Origin of the sequence: Streptomyces sp. FXJ1.172, assembly GCF_001636945.3 — a bacterium.
GTDB lineage: Bacteria > Actinomycetota > Actinomycetes > Streptomycetales > Streptomycetaceae > Streptomyces.
The window spans coordinates 8,098,117-8,114,449 of record NZ_CP119133.2 but is presented as its reverse complement, the minus strand read 5'-3'; the positions used below and the strand labels follow the sequence as shown (position 1 = coordinate 8,114,449).

The window sequence follows — 16,333 nt, the reverse complement described above, 5'->3', positions numbered from 1 at the left end:
CGGAACTCCCTTTCCTTCCTCCCGCTGACTCGACTCCCCTCCAGGTGATCCCACATGACTGCATATGCACCTCAACTCGCCGTCGCCGACTCCCTGTTGGACCTGTTGCGGGTCACGACGACCGAACCGCGCGCCGACACCCAGCTGGAGGCGCTGACCCTCGCCGTGGCCGCCGACCTTCCGGTCCTGTTGTGGGGTGAGCCCGGCATCGGCAAGACGGCGGCGCTGACCCAGCTCGCCGCCGCTCTGGACCTGCCGCTCACCACCGTGATCGCGAGCGTGCACGAACCGTCCGACTTCTCGGGGCTGCCCGTCGTGGGTGACGATCCCGCCGTGCAGGGCGTCCCGATGGCTCCGCCGGACTGGGCGGTGAGGATCGTGCGCGACGGGCGGGGGCTGCTGTTCCTGGACGAGCTGTCCACCGCTCCCCCGGCCGTGCAGGCGGCGCTGCTGCGGCTGGTGCTGGAGCGGCGGATCGGCTCCCTGCGGCTGCCGGCCGGGGTACGGATCGTGGCCGCGGCCAACCCGCGTTCCTCGGCGGCCGACGGCTGGGAGCTGAGCCCGCCGCTGGCCAACCGGTTCGTGCACCTGCAGTGGACCCACGACCACGACGTCGTCGTACGGGGCCTCGGCGGGACCTGGCCACGGGCGGCCCTGCCCCGGCTCGACCCCGAGCGGCTGCCCGAGGCCGTGGCGTTCGCGCGGCGCGCGGTGTGCGAGTTCCTCGTCGCGCGGCCCGGGCTCGTGCACCGGCTGCCCCAGGGCGAGAGCCGGCGGGGCGGGGCGTGGCCGTCGCCCCGGAGCTGGGAGGCGACGGTGCGGCTGATCGCCTTCACGACCGCCGCCGGGGCCTCGCGGGACGTGCTGTCGTTGCTGGTGCGGGGCACCGTCGGGGACGGTCCCGGGCTGGAGTTGCTGGCGAGCCTGGACCGGATGGACCTGCCCGATCCGGAGTCACTGCTGGCCGACCCGGCCGGTGCCGTGCTGCCCGAGCGCGGGGATCTGCGGCAGGCCGCGCTGGACGCGGTGGTGGCCGCCGTCCGCACGCGGCCGGAACGGGCCCGGTGGGACGCGGCCTGGGCGTTGCTGGTGCGGGCGATGGAGACCGGCGCGCCGGACGTCGTGGTCGTCCCGGCGACCACCCTGGCGTCGCTGCGCCGGGAGGGCTGGGACGTTCCGGCGGCCGTCGAGCGGCTGTCCGGGGTGGTGTCGCTGTCCCGGCGGGCCGACGAGGCCGCCCGCCGGGGCGCGCGGAGTGCCGGGGCCCGGCGATGACGGCGGACGCACCCGGGGCGCTGGACCTCGGGAAGCTGTTCGCCGCGCGGCTGCACGCCGCCCGCGTCCGGCCGTACCTGGCCACGGCGCTGTTCGCGCTGCGGCTGGTGGAGTCGCGCGAGGTGCCGACCATGGGCGTCGACCGGTACTGGCGGTGCTATGTCTCGCCGGCCTTCGTGGACCGCACACCGCTCGAGGAACTGGCCGCGGTGTGGGTGCACGAGGTGGCCCATCTGCTGCGCGACCATCACGGGCGCGGCGACCGGGTCGCCCGCGAGCGCGGACTGCACGGCCCGGCGGAGCGGCTGCGGATGAACATCGCCGCGGACTGCGAGATCAACGACGACGTGTACGGCGACGGGCTGGTGTGCCCCGAGGACGCCGTGACGCCGGGGAAACTGGGCCTGCCCCCGGGCGAGTTGATGGAGGACTACCTGCGGCAGTTCCGGCTCGGTCCGGGGCTGGAACGGCTGGCCTGGCTGGACTGCGGCAGCGGCGCCGACGGACTGGAGCGGGCGTGGGAGCTGGGGCCCGACGGCGCGCACGGGCTGAGCGAGCAGGAGCGGGACGCGGTCCGCTTCCGGGTGGCCCAGGGCATCAAGGGCGTGCCGGGCAGTGCCCCGCGGGGCTGGCGGCGCTGGGCCGAGGAGGTGTTCCATCCGCCGCAGCCGTGGCGCCAGTTGCTGGGCTCGGCGCTCCGCTCGGTCGTCTCCGCGCCGGGGGTGGGCGAGGACTACCGCTACGGCCGTCCGGCGCGCCGCTCGGCGGGGCTGCCCGAGGTGGTGCTGCCGAGCCTGCGGCGCAGTCCGCCGCGGGTCTGTGTGGTCGTCGACACCTCGGGCTCGGTCAGTGACACCGAACTGGGCAGCGCCCTGCTGGAGGTGGCCGCCATCTGCCGGGCGCTGGGCGGGCGGCGGGACCTGGTCTCCGTGCTGTCCTGCGACGCCGCGGCCCGGACCGTGCAGCCGCTGTGCCGGACAGAGGGCGTCGAGCTGGTGGGCGGCGGGGGCACGGATCTGCGCACCGGGTTCGCCCGGGCCCTGCGGAGGCGGCCCGACGTGGTGGTGGTCCTGACCGACGGACAGACACCCTGGCCCGAGGCACGGCCGCCCTGCCGGACGGTGGTGGGACTGTTCGCGCGCAGCGGCGGATCGTACGACGAGAACGATCCCGCCTACCGGCCGGAGACACCGCCCACGTGGGCACGGGTGGTGACAATCGGCCCGGCACCGGCCTGACGGCCCGGCAGGAGCACTGCCCGCCTCGAAGCGGACGGCACGTTCCCTGCCGGTGCCCGACGGGTGGGCCGGTGGCCGGGGCGTCGGCGGCCGGGGCCCGGCGTCGCTGTTTCCCTTCGGCAGCGGGGTCCCGGCCGGTGCCGGGGTCAGACACCGACCGTTTCCTCGACCTCTTCCTCGATCTCTTCCTCGGCCTTCTCGTCGGCCGTCTCCTTGGCCGTCTCCTCGGTGTCCGCGAGGGTCCGGACCCTGGCCTGGTCCACCGTCGTGCGCGGCGCGGCAGCCGGCTGCGGCTGAGCGGTGGGCCCGTTGTGGCCGGCTGCGTGCCGGGCGTGCCGGGGCCGCTCGTACAGCGCCGCGATCCCGGTCACCACCAGGCCCACCAGCAGCCAGACCACGAGGGTCCACACGTTGCGGGCGAGGCCGTCGTCGCCGAAGTACAGCAGGCTGCGGATGCCCTCGACGAAACCGGCGCCGTTCCAGAAGGCGTGCAGGGTGCCGAAGAAGCCGTTCTGCAGCTCAGGGCGGAAGAGTCCGCCGGAGCTGGTGAAGTTCAGCATCACGAACAGCACCATCATGGTCAGCGTGGTCCACCGCTTCAGGAAGGTGTGCAGGCCGACGCCGATCAGCAGGATGCCCGCGGAGTAGAGCGAGGCCATCCCCCACACGCTCGCGAGGTCGTGGTGCGCGAGGTGGAACACCGGCCCGGCGAGCAGCGTCCCGATGCCGCCGACCACGACGGCGACACCGAGCGCGAGCAGCGCCCGTACCCGCATCGCGAGCGCGGCACCCGCGGCGCCGAGGGCGGCGACCGAGGCGTAGGAGCCAATGCTGACTGCGATCAGCAGGAAGAACAAGCCCTGGCCGGTGGGGTCGTCGGCGACCGGCGCGGCCACATCGGTGACCTTCAGCGGGACGCCTTCCCGGGCGGCGACCGGTGTGAAGACCCTCTCGACGGCCGTCGCGCCCATGTCCGAGGCGGCGCTGGCCACCAGCAGTTCGGGCGTGCGTGCGCTCGGCACGTAGGCGCCGGTCACTTCGCGGGACTTCAGCAGGTCGAGGGCGTCGGCGCGGGTGGCGACCGTACGGACGTCGAGCTTGTCCCCCGCGGTGTCCTTGACCGTCTGGGCGAACACCTTCGCCTGCGGGGTGGTGCCGACGACGGCGACCGGCAGGTGGTGCGGCTCGGGGGTGACGAAGGCCCCCATGTACGCGAGCCCCATGCCTAGGCACATCAGCAGCGGGGTGATCAGGTGCGTGAGCACATGGCGCAGGGCCGGGGACCTCATCGCGCAGGACCTCCAAAGGTTGGCTTATACAACTCCCTGTTCAAGTTGTACTATACAACTAGAACGCCGGAGGAGGTATTCCCGTGAGCGCAGCGGAGTCGGCCGTCGAGACCATCCAGCGCGAGATGACGATCTTCGCCCGCCGGGCCCGCGCCTCGGCGGGCCGTATGCACCCCGAGCTGTCGCTGGTGTCGTACACCCTGCTCGGCCATCTGGAGGAGCAGGGCGGCTGCCGGGCCACGGACCTCGCGGCGCACTACGCCCTGGACAAGTCCACGGTGAGCCGACAGGTGGCGGCGCTGGAGCGGGCCGGGCTGATCGAGCGCCGGCTGGACCCGGAGGACCACCGGGTCCAGGTGCTGCATCTGACGGAGGCGGGCGAGGAGATCCTCGCCCAGGTCACCCGCAGCCGTCGCGCCGCCTTCCGCGAGCGGCTCGCCGACTGGCCGGAGCACGACCTGGTCCGCTTCGCGGCCTATCTGGAGCGGTACAACGCGGGGCCCGGCGATTCTGCGTCCGACTGACCGGCCGTCGCCGGGTCATCCGGGCACCGGTTGCGCCCCGCGCGTGACGGCTACGCCACCGCCGCCGCGCTGCGCTCGTCCGCCGGCCGTCGCGGGGTGCGGGCGGCGGCGAACGCGGTGCGGCGCCGGAGCCGGAAGCCCAGGGACTCGTACAGCCGGATCGCGTTCGCGTTCTGGGCGCTCGTGTGCAGGAACGGCGTCTCGCCGCGCTCCCGGATGCCGTGCGCGACCGCGCGGATCAGCCGGGTGGCGAGGCCCTCGCCGCGGAAGCCCGGATCGGTGCAGACCGCGCTGATCTCGGTCCAGCCCGGCGGGTGCAGCCGCTCCCCGGCCATGGCGATCAGCGCGCCGTCACGGCGGACGCCGAGGTAGGTGCCCAGTTCGATCGTGCGGGGCAGGAACGGTCCGGGACGGGTGCGCGCCACGAGGTCGAGCATCTCGGGCACGTCCGCCGGGCCGAGACGGACCGCCTCCGCGTCCGGCGCGGCATCGAGACCGTCGTCCACGAGCTGCACGCCCTCGATGCGGAAGGTGATCTCCCAGTCCTCGGGCACCTCGCCGCGGAAGCCCGGCAGCGGGACCTCTGCGCCGGGACCCGCCAGCGCGGCCAGGTCCGCCCAGTCCCGTGCGTCCGGCTCGTCGGGCAGCGCCAGCCACGGGGAGACGTCGAGCGGGTAGCGCAGCACCCGGCCGCGCCGCTCGGCGAAGCGGGCGTGCGGGCCGGTCAGCGCGGCCAGGGCGGGATTGTCGAGGACGTGCGCGGCGGCGGTGGCCGCTTCGTCGCCGCCGGAGCCGGCTATGACGCTCACGCGGTCACCTCGATCACGATCTTGCCGCGGGTGTGGCCGTCCTCCACGGCGCGCAGCGCCTGGCCGGCCTGCTCCAGCGGGAAGGTGCGGGTGACGAACGGCTTCAGGGCACCGCGTACGACGAGGTCGGCGACGGCCTCCATGACGGCTGCCGTGCGGACCCGCTCGACCCGGGCGCCGCCCAGCGCGGCGACGGCGTCGAGCGGGGAGCCGGCCGTGACGAGCTTGCTGCGGTCCTTCAGCAACTCGGCGGCCTCGGCGAGCAGCGGGCCGCCCACCAGGTCGTACACCCCGTCGATCCCCTCGGGCGCGGCGGCCCGGACCCGCTCGACGAGGCCGGGGCCGGAGGACACGTGGACGGCGCCGAGGGACTCCACGAAGTCCTTCTTGCCCTCGCTCGCCACCCCCACGACGCGCAGCCCGAAGGCGCGGGCGATCTGCACGGCCGCGCTGCCGACCCCGCCGCCCGCGCCCGTCACCAGCAGGGTCGAGCCCCCGGGCAGGTCGAGCTGGCGGACGCCGTCGTAGGCGGTGGCCGCGGCGACCGGGAGGGTGGCGGCTTCGCGGAAGGACAGCGCGGCCGGCTTGTGGGCGCTGACGCCGGCGGCGAGCAGGGCGTACTCGGCGTAGCCGCCGGCCTGTGTGCTGCCGAACACCTCGTCCCCGACGGCGAAGCCGGTCACACCCTGGCCGACCTCCTCCACGACACCGGCGGCCTCGCTGCCGAAGACCATGGGGAAGACGCGCTCATCCTCGCCGGGGCGGCGAAAGCCCTGACGCAGCTTCCAGTCGACCGGGTTGACTCCGGCCGCGCGGACCGCGATCAGGATCTCGCCGGGGCCGGGGCTCGGACGGTCCAGTTCGGTCAGCGCCTCGGCCTCCGGTCCGCCGTGCCGCGTGTAGACGTACGCCTTGGGCATGCTCGTTCCTCGCTTCTCTCGCGCTGTCACCGGTGTACCGGTGCCGGCACCGAGCGCAAAGGAGAAGCGCCGCGGAGCTATTCCCTGGGCCCGAAAGAGTTCATACGGACGCAATGATCCGGGCGGTGACCTGGGACGGAGCACCCGGAACGACAGCGTACGGTTGAAGTATGAACGTCACGCGAGGCTTCACGGGCCGTCCGCGCGTCCACAACCCGGGGCTGCCGCCCGGGCAGTACGACGCGGGCGAGGACTGGCCGGTCCTGTCCGCCGAGGTCACGCCCGACCTGGCGCCGGCCGACTGGTCCTTCCGTATCGACGGCCTGGTCGAGCGGCCGCACACCTGGGACTGGGACGCGGCGCACACGCTGCCGGCGTCGGCGTACGACGGCGACATCCACTGTGTGACCGGCTGGTCGAAGTTCGGTGTGCGGTTCGGCGGCGTCTCGTTGGACGCGTTTTTCACTGTGGTGCGGCCCCATGTGTCCGCAACACATGTGATCGCTTACTCCCACACGGGATACACCACGAACCTGCCGTTCGCCGACCTCACCGGCGGGCGGGCCTGGATCGTCTGGGAGTACGACGGCAAACCGCTGCCGTCCGAGCACGGCGGCCCGGCGCGGCTGGTGGTGCCCCACCTGTACTTCTGGAAGAGCGCGAAGTGGATCGCGGGCCTCACACTGCTCGACCACGACGAGCCGGGCTTCTGGGAGGGCAACGGATACCACGAGCGTGGCAACCCCTGGGAGGAGCAGCGGTACTCCGGTGACTGAGACGGTGACGACGAACCCGACGGCCCCGGGCCCGATCACGGCCGCTCCGGAGCCGACCGCCCCGGCCACCGGCCCGGTGACCGGCCCGACCGTTCCCGCGACACGGTTCGCCGTGCCCGGGCGGATCGAGGTGAGCAATCAGGAGGCGGCCGTGTGGCAGACCGCCACACTCACGGAGATCCGGCGCGAGACGCCGCGCGCGGCCACGTTCCGGCTGGCCGTGCCCCGGTGGGCGGGGCATCTGCCCGGTCAGCATCTGATGCTGCGGCTGACCGCTGCGGACGGTTACACGGCGCAGCGCCACTACTCCATCGCGTCGGCGCCGGACGACTCCGGGCACATCGAGCTGACCCTTGATCACGTGCCGGACGGCGAGGTCTCCGGCTGGTTCCACACGGTGGCCCGCCTCGGCGACACGGTCGAGGTGCGCGGGCCGCTGAGCGGCTTCTTCGCCTGGCCGGGCGACCGGCCCGCGCTGTTGATCGGCGCCGGTTCCGGGGTCGTACCGCTGATGTCGATGGTGCGGCACCACCGGCTGCGCGGCCTCGCCGTCCCGTTGCGCCTGCTGGTCTCGGCGCGCAGCCCCGAGGAGCTGATCTACGCGTCGGAGCTGGGCACGGAGACGACGCCCGTGTTCACCCGCCGCGCCCCACAGGGGATGCCGGTGGGACGTATGGCGGCAGCACATGTGGCGCCGCTCCTGGCCGAGCGGCCTGCCCATGGGTGGGAGGCCTATGTGTGCGGATCGAACGCATTCGCCGAGCACGCCTCCCGGCTGCTGGTCGCGGCGGGCCAGCCGGTGGACCGCATCCGCATCGAACGCTTCGGCTGACCCACCGCCCGCGGCCAGGACCGGCCCTCCGACCCGGGCCCGGTCCCGACGGCGAACCACCGGACCGAGCCCGCCGGCCGCTGCAGTCCCTCTCGCCCGCTCGCCCGCGCCCCAGGGTGAGACGCCTGCCCCAGTCCGAAGGCCAGGCAGAGGGGGTCACGCGTCGGGATCGGGCGCGCGATCGTGGGGCGCATGGCTCGATCCGCGCTCCAAGCGGGCTTGAACCCGCGGTTCGCGGCGTGAACGAGGGGCACCGTACGGGGTACGAGACGAGTGTGGACGCTCGTGTGCGTGAGCGGCGGAGGGGGCGGCGGGCCGCACGGCGGCTCGTCCCGTTCTCCGGCGCCGACCGGCGAGGAGGTGGACATGCGTACCCGGGTGTGCGGCTGGCGCTGGCAGCGCAATCCGCTGCGGCGCCACTCGGATGTCGTGGAAGCGTGGGCGGTGCTGGTCGTCGCCGTCCTGCTGTTCGTGGTGGCACCCCTGGTCGGCGTGGCCGCGGGCCTGCGCGCACATAGCCAGGCCGGTGCGCTCGCGGCGGCGGCCCGCGCCTCCCGCCACGAGGTGCGCGCCCAGGTGATCGGCGATCCGCCCCGGCGGGTGTCCGCGGTGGAGGGCGACCGCCAGAACCCCTACCGGGCCCAGGTCCGCTGGACCGAGCCCGGCAAGGTCACCCGGACCGCCTGGACCCGGGTGCCGGCGGGGACCCGGACCGGTGACACGGTGTCCGTGTGGTTCGACGCGCAGGGCCGCCCCGTCGCCCCGCCCCCGGACGACACGGCGGTGTGGCAGCACTCGGTGACCATCGGCGTGTGCGCTGCGGGCGGCACTGCGGCCGTCGTGCTCTTCGGCCACGCCGTGGAGCGCCGGATCGCGCTGCGCCACCGCATGGCGGAGTGGGAACGGGAGTGGGCGGAGACCGGACCGAGGTGGACCCAGCCCCGGACCTGACGGTGACCCGATCGCTGCCCGCCGACGAACAACACGTCTCAGCCGGGAGCAAGCGCTTACTCCTCGTGTGACCAGCACGGTGATCCCGCAGAAACCACGTCCGTCCGCGCTCCTGGGCCTGGTCAGTCATCCGATCACGCACGTACGGTGAGCTGAGGCACTGTCTCTTCGCAAAGGCGGTTGTTGATGGCCCTGTTCGACCTTTCCCTCGACGAACTGCGCGCATACCGGAGCGAGTCCACCGAGCCCGACGACTTCGACGCCTTCTGGGACAAGACCCTGGAGCAGGCGCGCGCGTACGAACTGGACGCCCGTTTCGAACCGGTGGACACCGGACTGTCCACGGTCGAGGTGTACGACGTGACCTTCGCGGGTTTCGGCGGTCACCCCGTCAAGGGCTGGCTGCGGCTGCCGGCCGGCGCGACCGAGCCCCTGCCGCTGATCGTGGAGTTCATCGGCTACGGCGGCGGGCGCGGACTGCCGCACGAGAACCTGCTGTGGGCGTCGACGGGCCGGGCCCACTTCGTGATGGACACCCGCGGCCAGGGCAGCGCCTGGGGCGGCGGGGGCGGCACGGCGGACCCGGTGGGCGCGGCACCGGCCTACCCGGGCTTCATGACACGAGGGTTGGACGCGCCCGAGAACTACTACTACCGCCGGGTGTTCACAGACGCCGTGCGCGCGGTCGAGGCGGCCCGTGCGCACCCGCTGACCGACGCGGCACGCACCGTGGCGCTCGGTGCGAGCCAGGGTGGCGGGATCACGCTCGCCGTCGGCGGCCTGGTCCCCGATCTGGTCGCGGTCGCGCCGGACGTCCCGTTCCTGTGCGACTTCCCGCGCGCGACCGTCCTGACGGACCGTCACCCATACCGTGAGATCGGCCTGTTCCTCAAGACGCACCGCGGCCGCTCGGCAGAGGTGCGGCGCACCCTGTCCTACTTCGACGGGGTGCACTTCGCGGCGCGGGGCCGGGCGCCGGCCCTGTTCTCGGCGGCCCTGGAGGACCAGACCTGCCCGCCGTCGACGGTGTTCGCGGCCTTCAACGCCTGGGCCCACGAGGACAAGGCGATCGAGGTGTACGAATTCAACGACCACGAGGGCGGCGGTCCGTTCCACGAGGCGGAGAAGGTGCGCTGGCTGGGGTCGTACGCCTGACGGAGCGGGGCGGGTTTTCGGCCGAACCGTCGGGCCGCCCTTCCCTTGTGGTTTAGACCAATGCTAATTGTGGTCGCGCAATGAGCCCGCACGGCTACGTCTTGTCACCACAGGAGGGCGCGGCATGGCCCGCACCACCCCGCACGAACCCGAACAGAGCCACGAACCCGAGCAGAGCCACGAACCCGCGCAGTTCGACGACCGGCCCCTGTACGGGCGGATCGCGGCACTGCTGCTCGACGAACTGCGCGCCGGCACCATACCCCCGGGCGAACGGCTGCCGGGCGAGCGGCACTTGGCCGCGCACTACCAGGTCAGCCGGGAGACCGTCCGGCAGGCGCTGGAGGTGCTGCGCCGCAGTGGTCTGGTCGCGACCGACCGGCGTGGCAGCCATGCCACGCTGCCCGGCCGGCCGGTCGAGGCGCCGGCGGCGCCGGTCTTCCCGCTGGGCGCCCGCTCGGCGGACCCGTGTGCGGTCGACCGGGCCACGGTGACCTGGGAGGCGCCGCCGCCGGAGCACGCCCAGGCGCTGGGGCTGGCCCCGCACCGGCCGACGCTGGTGCACCGCTACCGGTCGGCCACGCCGGACGGCCGGTCGCTGCGCACGGCGGTGACCTCGTTCTCGGCGGTGGCACTGGCGGAGGTCGCGGAACTGGCCCGGTACCGGGACCGGGCCGACGGGGCCACACCCGCGCAGCTGCGCCGGGCCTACGACTGGATGCGCAAGGCCGGTCTGGCCCTGCACCACCGGGATGCCATCACGCAGGTCGGCGACGCCTTCTCGGTGCGGGTGACCCGGCGGGTGCACGACCAGTACGCCCGGCCGCTGGAGATCACCGAGCTGGTCGTGAACGAACAGGACGCGCTGGTCTACGAGTTCACGCTGCCCGCCGCGGGCTGACCGCGCCGGGCCACCACGAGCCGGGCCCGCGGGCTGCCGTCCCGCCGCCGGCCGAACCGCGGCAGGGCACACAGCTCGACGTCGAATCCGGCGCGCCCCAACTCCCCCAGCACGTCGCCGAGCCGGAAGGTCCGGTAGTACATGACGAACGGCGGCCGCCACAGGGCGTTGCGCACGCGCATCGCCGCGTCGAAACCGAGCAGCGCCCAGAAGCCGGGCCGCGTCGGGCGGGGCGGGGCGAGCACCGGGAAGGCGAATCGGCCGCCGGGCCGCAGGACCGAGTGGACCTGGGCGAACAGTCCCGGCAGCTCGCGCGGCAGGAAATGACCGAACGCCCCGAAGGAGACCACGAGATCGAAGGCGGCCGGAAACGGCAGGGCCCGGGCGTCGCCGCGCACCCAGGCGACCTCGGGCCCGCCTGCGGGCGGGTGCACCCGCTGCCGGGCCATCTCGAGCATGCCCGCACTGAAGTCGACCCCGGTGACGCTCCGGCCGCACAGCCCGGTCAGCACCTGCGTGCCCGCGCCCGTGCCGCAGCACAGGTCGAGCCCGTCCGTGAACGGGCCGAGCGGGGCGAGCGCCTCCGCGACGGACTCCAGCACCTCGTCGGGTGTCCGGAAGGGGGTGTGGTCGAACTTCGGGGCGAGCAGGTCGTAGCCGCGCTCGACGGACGACAGTGCCTGTACGGCGAGTTCACGCAGGCTGGGGCCTTCGGGACCGAACATCGTCTCAGCCCAGGGCCACTCGCTCCGCGAGGATCGTGCGGACCCGTTCGCACCAGCGCAGGTTCTCCTCCTCGTAGGCGATCCCGGCCAGCAGGGTGAGGTACGGCCCGACGCGGTCGGCGGTGCGCAGGTACTCCTCCTCGGTCCGCCCGGTCAGGAGGCGGTCGCGCACGCGACGGTAGCGGTCCAGCTTGCCGCGTGCCCAGCCCATGCGCTCCTCGATCAGCGCCCGCGTGACCTCCGGGTCGCCGCCGTCCATCGCCTGGATCTTGATGAGGAGTTCGTCGCGCAGGGCCGTGGGCCGCTTCGGCGGCTCGGCGGCGAACGCGCTCAGTTCGGCCCGGCCGGCCCCGGTGAGCGTGAACATCCGCTTGTTGGGGCGGCGTTCCTGCTGCACGGTCCGGGCCTCGACGAGTCCGTCCTGCGCGAGGCGCTCCAGTTCACGGTAGAGCTGTTGCGGGGTGGCGGGCCAGAAGTTCGCGAGCGAGACGTCGAACACCTTCGACAGCTCGTAGCCGGAGGCCTCGCCCTCCAGCAGAGCGGCCAGGACGGCGTATTTGAGCGACATATGGACAGGGTAGCAGTCGTTGATTAATCTCATCCGCACCTAATCAATTAATTGACTATGTGGGGTGATCCGATGCGCGCGTTCCGCGAGGCGGTGGAGGCCGGGGACATCGACGCCGCCGAGGCGCTGCTGGCGGAGGACGTCGTCTTCACCAGCCCGGTCGTCTTCAAGCCGTATCCGGGCAAGGCGATCACCGCGGCGATCCTGCGCGCGGTGGTCCAGGTCTTCGAGGACTTCCGGTACGTCCGTGAGATCGGCGAGCCGGACGGCGCCGACCACGCGCTGGTCTTCACGGCCCGGGTGGGCGACCGCGAGCTGACCGGCTGCGACTTCCTGCATGTGAACGAGGACGGCCTGATCGACGATTTCATGGTCATGGTCCGTCCGCTGTCCGCCGCGCAGGCCCTCGCCGAGGCCATGGGCGCGCGGTTCGACCGGATCGTGCGGGCGGCGGAGGCGCGGTCGGTGTGAGCGCGCCTCCGCCGTCACCCTCACGCCACGGTGCGGGTGATCGCGCCGGTGTACGCCCTCCCCTCGGGCGCCGGCGCCCAGAAGCGTCAGCCCTTCAGCTTGCCCAGCGTGGCGGCGGCGTCCTTCTTCAGCCAGCCGGTCACATTGCTCAGCGAGGGCGGGTTCTTGTCCTGGTCGTAGGAGGTGAGGTAGGCGCTGTAGGTCATCTCGTACGTCACCCAGCCGTCGCGGACGGCGAGCGTGGCGTAGCGGGAGCCGCTGCCGGAGGAGGAGCTGCCCGTGGTGTCCTGGCTGACCAGGTAGGCCTCGTCGCCGATGCCGCTGACCGGGGAGGCGTCGTAACCGGTGTGGCTGTCCCCGTAGTTCTTCCACGTGGCGGTGAACTCGGGCCCCGGGTTCGTCTTCCTGTGCAGGTCCAGCTGCATGGTGAGGTAGGCGTCGGCGTACGTCGAGCCGGTCTTCTTCAGGGCGAGGCTGCAGTAACTCTCGTCCATGGCCGGGTTCTTGAGGGTGTTCTTGGTCGGCGAGCCGTCATCTTGCGGATACTCGCTCTTGAAGGAGGAGTAGTCGCCGCCGGAGCACATGTCGGCGGGCGCCTTGTAGCCCCGCAGGTCCGCGCTGTCGCCCTTGCCGCCGATGAGGAAGACACCGCCCGCCCAGGCGGCGGAGGCGACGACCGCGCCGACGGCCGCCCACAGCACCGCCTTGCCGGCCCCGCCGCCCCTGCCACCGGCCGCAGGGACGGGTACCGCGGGCCCGTACTGGGGTGCCTGGGCATAGGGGTTGCCCGGCTGCGGCTGCACCGGCTGGCCGAACTGGCCCGGCTGGCCCGGTGGCACCGGCTGGCCCGGCAGGGGCTGGGCGGCGGGCTGGCCGACCAGGGTGGGCTGCGCGTAGAAGTTCCCTGGCGGCGACTGCGGGCTCGGGTACGGGTAGGCCGTCGGCTGCGGCGGGACGGCGGGCTGCTGCGCAGGCTGCTGGGGCTGGGCTGCCGACGGGGGCTGCGGTACCGGCTGGTCGGCCGGCTGGGGCGGCTACGGTGGCGTGGACATGTCTTGAATTTAGTCCATGGTTGACGGTCAAGTCCCCTGACATCCGGCATCGTTATGGTCTGGGGACATCTGATGCGGTTCCCTGACATGACGGACCCGCGCGGAGGGCCCGGGGCTCATGTGCCCGGGTGCGAGCCTGACCGGCAGGGTGCGCACGCTGTTGCCGACGAAACCGGAGGGGGCCGGCAGATCGGCCTCGGCCGCGGCGAGTTCGAGGTCCGGGAAGCGCGTGAACAGCCGCTCCAGCGCGATCCCCGCCTCCAGCCGGGCCAGCGGCGCGCCGAGGCAGTAGTGCGCGCCGTGCCCGAGGGAGAGGTGGCGTACGGCGCCGGGCCGGGCGGGGCGGGTGACGTCGAAGCGGTCGGCGTCGGGGCCGTGCGCGGCCGGATCGCGGCCGGCGGCGGAGTAGCCGGCCAGCACGGGGGTTCCCGCGGGGATGACGGTGCCGTCGACGGTCAGGTCCCGCACCGGGTAGCGGAACGGGAAGTAGCTGACCGGGGCGTCCCAGCGCAGGGTCTCCTCCACCACGTCGGCCCAGCTCGCCCCGCCCGCGCGCACCAGAGCGAGCTGGTCGCGGTGGGCACACAGGGCGCGTACGGCGTTGGTGACGAGGTTGAGCGTGGTCTCGTGCCCGGCGACGATCATCAGCACGAGGGTGCCGGTCAGCTCCTGGTCGCTGAGCCGGTCGCCCCCCTCGTCGCGGGCGGCGATGAGCGCGCTGGTGAGGTCGTCGGCGGGGTGCGCGGCCTTCGCCGCCGCGATCTCGCCGAGTACGGCGACGAGTTCGCGGTTGGCGGCGATGGCCCGGTCCGGCGTGATGTCGGTGGCCACGACCTGGTTGCTGAGGTGGTGCAGCCGTTCGCGGAACTTCTCTTCCACGCCGAGGAGTTCGCTGATGACGGCCATCGGCAGGGGCAGGGCGAAGTGCCGCCGCAGATCGGCGACCCCGCCACCCGCGTCGGCGGCGCGGGCGAGACCGTCGAGCAGTTCGGCGGTCAACTCTTCGATCCGGGGGCGTAGTCCGGCCACGCGGCGCGGGGTGAAGGCCCGGCCGGCCAGGGACCGCAGCCGGCGGTGGTCGTCGCCGTCGGCGGTGGTCATGCCGCGCACGGTCGCGAAGGTCAGCATCGGCCAGCCGGGGGCGATCCGGCCTTCCCGCAGGGCGGTGAAGTGCCGTGCGTTCTTGGCGACTTCGGGATGCTGGAGGAACTCCTTCAACGCCTCGTGCCCGAGTACGGCCATCCCCTCGATGCCGCCGGGCAGTTCGACCGGGGCCACGGAACCGTCGGCCAGGAGGCGCGCGTTGACGGCGTGCGGGCAGCCGCCGGAGGGGTCCAGACGGTACGGGGGCCGGGCGGCGGAGGTCACCACGGGTTCTCCTGAACGGTCGGGGGGGGAATGGAAACGGACGCCATCATGTTGACCCAGGCGGACGCACGGGTATAGTGCGATCAGCGCATGTGCGTGTCCCGTCGTACGGACACCGGTGCCGCCTTCTTCTCCCCCAGCCCCTCGGCCGAGTTTCCGACCGGCCCGGGCTTGTTCTCAGGACCATCTCGTGACCTGGGCGTTTCCGCCGTGTCCCGAGGTGCTGTTCCCGCCGCCCGGAGGCAGGCGTGTCCGCCTCCCGCTCGCGGCCTCTCCCCCTTCCCACGTCTTCTCCCGTGTCCGCGAAAGGACCTCCCACCATGACCACCACACTCGAACACCCTCCCGTGGCCCCGCAGGCCCCGGCAGCCCGGCTCGTCACCGGTGTCCTCGACATCGACGCGCAGGGGAAGGGGCACCTGCGGGCCGTGCACCTCCTGTCCACCCCGGCCGACCTCCAGGTGCCGGCCGCCCTGATCCGGCGCCACTCGCTGCGCAAGGGCGACCTGGTCGAGGGCGTGCGGGGCGAGCGGCGAACGCTGACCGAGGTCACGCGCGTCGAGGGACGCGCCCCGGCCGGGCCGCGCGCCCGGCGTCACTTCCGCGACCTCACCCCGCTGCACCCGCACGACCGCCTCCGCCTCGAACACCCCGGGTCCGGAGCGGCCGGCCGGGTCACCGATCTCCTCGCACCGGTCGGCAAGGGCCAGCGCGGCCTCGTCGTGGCCCCGCCGAAGAGCGGCAAGACGGTGCTGCTCCAGCAGTTCGCCGCGGCCGTGGCCGGCAACCACCCGGAGTGCCGGCTGATGGTCCTGCTGCTGGACGAGCGGCCCGAGGAGGTCACCGAGATGCGCCGCTCGGTGCGCGGCGAGGTGTACGCGTCCACCTTCGACCGGACTCCCAAGGAGCACATCGCGCTGGCCGAACTCGTCGTAGAGCGCGCCAAGCGCCTGGTGGAGGCCGGTGAGGACGTCGTCGTCCTGCTGGACTCGCTGACCCGGCTGTGCCGGGCCCACAACAACGCCTCCGCCGCGGGCGGACGCACCCTGAGCGGCGGAGTCGACGCGGGCGCGCTGCTCGGCCCGAAGCGGTTCTTCGGCGCCGCCCGGCAGGCCGAGGAGGGCGGCTCGCTGACCGTCCTCGCCACCGTGCTGGTGGACACCGGCTCCCGCGCCGACCAGTACTACTTCGAGGAGCTGAAGAGCACCGGCAACATGGAGCTGCGGCTCGACCGGGAAGCGGCCGCCCGCCGTCTCTTCCCCGCCGTGGACATCGACGCCACCGGCACCCGCCGCGAGGAACTCCTGCTCACCCCGGCGGAGTTGACCGCCGTACGCGGCCTGCGCCGCGCCCTGCGCACCCGGGAGGGCGGTCCGTCCGGCCTGGAGACCCTGCTGGAGCGGCTGCGCGCCACCCCCGACAACGCCACGTTCCTGCGGCAGATCCGGCCCACCCTGCCGACGGGCTGACCACCGCCCA

The 16,333-nt window shown here is 73.3% G+C and carries 17 protein-coding genes; 10 read left to right on the top strand and 7 right to left on the bottom strand.

Annotated features, from left to right (window positions below; all coding sequences use genetic code 11):
• Positions 1-54: 54 nt before the first annotated feature.
• Together A6P39_RS36675 and A6P39_RS36670 are read left to right on the top strand one after the other, a co-directional pair.
• Positions 55-1,275 carry an AAA family ATPase gene (locus A6P39_RS36675; protein WP_067051870.1) on the top strand — a complete coding sequence of 407 codons (1,221 nt, stop codon included), beginning with the start codon at positions 55-57 and terminating at the stop codon, positions 1,273-1,275.
• On the top strand, positions 1,272-2,513 hold the full coding sequence (locus A6P39_RS36670) for a vWA domain-containing protein (RefSeq protein WP_067051871.1): 1,242 nt from the start codon (positions 1,272-1,274) through the stop codon (positions 2,511-2,513). The genes A6P39_RS36675 and A6P39_RS36670 overlap by 4 nt, the downstream gene beginning before the upstream one ends.
• Before the next feature lie 146 nt (positions 2,514-2,659).
• Here A6P39_RS36670 and A6P39_RS36665 read toward each other — a convergent pair whose 3' ends face one another.
• Complete coding sequence (locus tag A6P39_RS36665; protein ID WP_067051872.1) at positions 2,660-3,802, bottom strand: hypothetical protein; 1,143 nt, start codon at positions 3,800-3,802, stop codon at positions 2,660-2,662.
• Between the two features lie 125 nt (positions 3,803-3,927).
• Here A6P39_RS36665 and A6P39_RS36660 point away from each other — a divergent pair, with 125 nt between their 5' ends.
• Complete coding sequence (locus tag A6P39_RS36660) at positions 3,928-4,326, top strand: MarR family winged helix-turn-helix transcriptional regulator (protein ID WP_234379115.1); 399 nt, start codon at positions 3,928-3,930, stop codon at positions 4,324-4,326.
• A gap of 50 nt (positions 4,327-4,376) precedes the next feature.
• On the opposite strand, the gene A6P39_RS36655 is transcribed toward A6P39_RS36660, so the two are convergent.
• Together A6P39_RS36655 and A6P39_RS36650 are read right to left on the bottom strand one after the other, a co-directional pair.
• Complete coding sequence (locus A6P39_RS36655) at positions 4,377-5,126, bottom strand: GNAT family N-acetyltransferase (protein ID WP_067052132.1); 750 nt, start codon at positions 5,124-5,126, stop codon at positions 4,377-4,379.
• A 5-nt stretch (positions 5,127-5,131) separates the two neighbouring features.
• A complete protein-coding gene (locus A6P39_RS36650; protein ID WP_067051874.1) occupies positions 5,132-6,055 on the bottom strand; it encodes an NADP-dependent oxidoreductase in 924 nt (307 codons plus the stop codon).
• A gap of 170 nt (positions 6,056-6,225) precedes the next feature.
• Here A6P39_RS36650 and A6P39_RS36645 point away from each other — a divergent pair, with 170 nt between their 5' ends.
• From A6P39_RS36645 to A6P39_RS36625, 5 genes are all read left to right on the top strand, one after another.
• Positions 6,226-6,831: a sulfite oxidase-like oxidoreductase gene (locus A6P39_RS36645; protein WP_067051876.1), complete on the top strand. Its 606-nt coding sequence runs from the start codon at positions 6,226-6,228 to the stop codon at positions 6,829-6,831.
• A gap of 112 nt (positions 6,832-6,943) precedes the next feature.
• Complete coding sequence (locus tag A6P39_RS36640) at positions 6,944-7,663, top strand: ferredoxin reductase (protein ID WP_067052134.1); 720 nt, start codon at positions 6,944-6,946, stop codon at positions 7,661-7,663.
• Between the two features lie 366 nt (positions 7,664-8,029).
• On the top strand, positions 8,030-8,614 hold the full coding sequence (locus A6P39_RS36635) for an Rv1733c family protein (protein WP_067051878.1): 585 nt from the start codon (positions 8,030-8,032) through the stop codon (positions 8,612-8,614).
• 186 nt (positions 8,615-8,800) lie between these two features.
• Positions 8,801-9,769 carry an acetylxylan esterase gene (locus tag A6P39_RS36630; protein ID WP_067051880.1) on the top strand — a complete coding sequence of 323 codons (969 nt, stop codon included), beginning with the start codon at positions 8,801-8,803 and terminating at the stop codon, positions 9,767-9,769.
• Between the two features lie 124 nt (positions 9,770-9,893).
• Positions 9,894-10,670: a GntR family transcriptional regulator gene (locus A6P39_RS36625; RefSeq protein ID WP_067051882.1), complete on the top strand. Its 777-nt coding sequence runs from the start codon at positions 9,894-9,896 to the stop codon at positions 10,668-10,670.
• Here A6P39_RS36625 and A6P39_RS36620 read toward each other — a convergent pair.
• Entirely contained in the window at positions 10,640-11,395 is a 756-nt protein-coding gene (locus A6P39_RS36620) for a class I SAM-dependent methyltransferase (RefSeq protein ID WP_067051883.1), read from the bottom strand. The genes A6P39_RS36625 and A6P39_RS36620 overlap by 31 nt on opposite strands.
• A 4-nt stretch (positions 11,396-11,399) precedes the next feature.
• Positions 11,400-11,963 (bottom strand): PadR family transcriptional regulator, encoded by a 564-nt coding sequence (locus A6P39_RS36615; RefSeq protein WP_067051884.1) that lies wholly within the window; start codon positions 11,961-11,963, stop codon positions 11,400-11,402.
• Positions 11,964-12,035: 72 nt separating this feature from the next.
• Between A6P39_RS36615 and A6P39_RS36610 the strand changes: the two genes are divergently transcribed.
• Positions 12,036-12,434, top strand: coding sequence for a nuclear transport factor 2 family protein (locus A6P39_RS36610; protein WP_067051885.1), 399 nt, complete (start codon positions 12,036-12,038; stop codon positions 12,432-12,434).
• Between the two features lie 86 nt (positions 12,435-12,520).
• Here the strand turns inward: A6P39_RS36610 and A6P39_RS36605 are convergent, their stop codons facing one another.
• The gene (locus A6P39_RS36605) at positions 12,521-13,237 is read right to left on the bottom strand and encodes a hypothetical protein (protein WP_234379106.1); all 717 of its coding nucleotides are present in this window, start codon (positions 13,235-13,237) and stop codon (positions 12,521-12,523) included.
• 276 nt (positions 13,238-13,513) lie between these two features.
• The gene (locus A6P39_RS36600; protein WP_079133639.1) at positions 13,514-14,857 is read right to left on the bottom strand and encodes a cytochrome P450 family protein; all 1,344 of its coding nucleotides are present in this window, start codon (positions 14,855-14,857) and stop codon (positions 13,514-13,516) included.
• A gap of 317 nt (positions 14,858-15,174) precedes the next feature.
• Between A6P39_RS36600 and rho the strand changes: the two genes are divergently transcribed.
• Positions 15,175-16,323, top strand: a complete 1,149-nt coding sequence (gene rho / locus A6P39_RS36595) for a transcription termination factor Rho (RefSeq protein ID WP_067051886.1) — start codon at positions 15,175-15,177, stop codon at positions 16,321-16,323.
• Positions 16,324-16,333: the final 10 nt, after the last annotated feature.

What these genes read in the sequence shown, in the direction of transcription:
- A6P39_RS36630 (WP_067051880.1), top strand. Translation starts at nt 8,801, where the DNA reads ATGGCCCTGTTCGACCTTTCCCTCGACGAACTGCGCGCATACCGGAGC.
- A6P39_RS36650 (WP_067051874.1), bottom strand. Translation starts at nt 6,055, where the DNA reads ATGCCCAAGGCGTACGTCTACACGCGGCACGGCGGACCGGAGGCCGAG.
- A6P39_RS36665 (WP_067051872.1), bottom strand. Translation starts at nt 3,802, where the DNA reads ATGAGGTCCCCGGCCCTGCGCCATGTGCTCACGCACCTGATCACCCCG.
- A6P39_RS36635 (WP_067051878.1), top strand. Translation starts at nt 8,030, where the DNA reads ATGCGTACCCGGGTGTGCGGCTGGCGCTGGCAGCGCAATCCGCTGCGG.
- A6P39_RS36660 (WP_234379115.1), top strand. Translation starts at nt 3,928, where the DNA reads ATGACGATCTTCGCCCGCCGGGCCCGCGCCTCGGCGGGCCGTATGCAC.
- A6P39_RS36620 (WP_067051883.1), bottom strand. Translation starts at nt 11,395, where the DNA reads ATGTTCGGTCCCGAAGGCCCCAGCCTGCGTGAACTCGCCGTACAGGCA.
- A6P39_RS36610 (WP_067051885.1), top strand. Translation starts at nt 12,036, where the DNA reads ATGCGCGCGTTCCGCGAGGCGGTGGAGGCCGGGGACATCGACGCCGCC.
- A6P39_RS36670 (WP_067051871.1), top strand. Translation starts at nt 1,272, where the DNA reads ATGACGGCGGACGCACCCGGGGCGCTGGACCTCGGGAAGCTGTTCGCC.
- A6P39_RS36675 (WP_067051870.1), top strand. Translation starts at nt 55, where the DNA reads ATGACTGCATATGCACCTCAACTCGCCGTCGCCGACTCCCTGTTGGAC.
- A6P39_RS36645 (WP_067051876.1), top strand. Translation starts at nt 6,226, where the DNA reads ATGAACGTCACGCGAGGCTTCACGGGCCGTCCGCGCGTCCACAACCCG.
- A6P39_RS36625 (WP_067051882.1), top strand. Translation starts at nt 9,894, where the DNA reads ATGGCCCGCACCACCCCGCACGAACCCGAACAGAGCCACGAACCCGAG.
- rho (WP_067051886.1), top strand. Translation starts at nt 15,175, where the DNA reads ATGACCACCACACTCGAACACCCTCCCGTGGCCCCGCAGGCCCCGGCA.
- A6P39_RS36615 (WP_067051884.1), bottom strand. Translation starts at nt 11,963, where the DNA reads ATGTCGCTCAAATACGCCGTCCTGGCCGCTCTGCTGGAGGGCGAGGCC.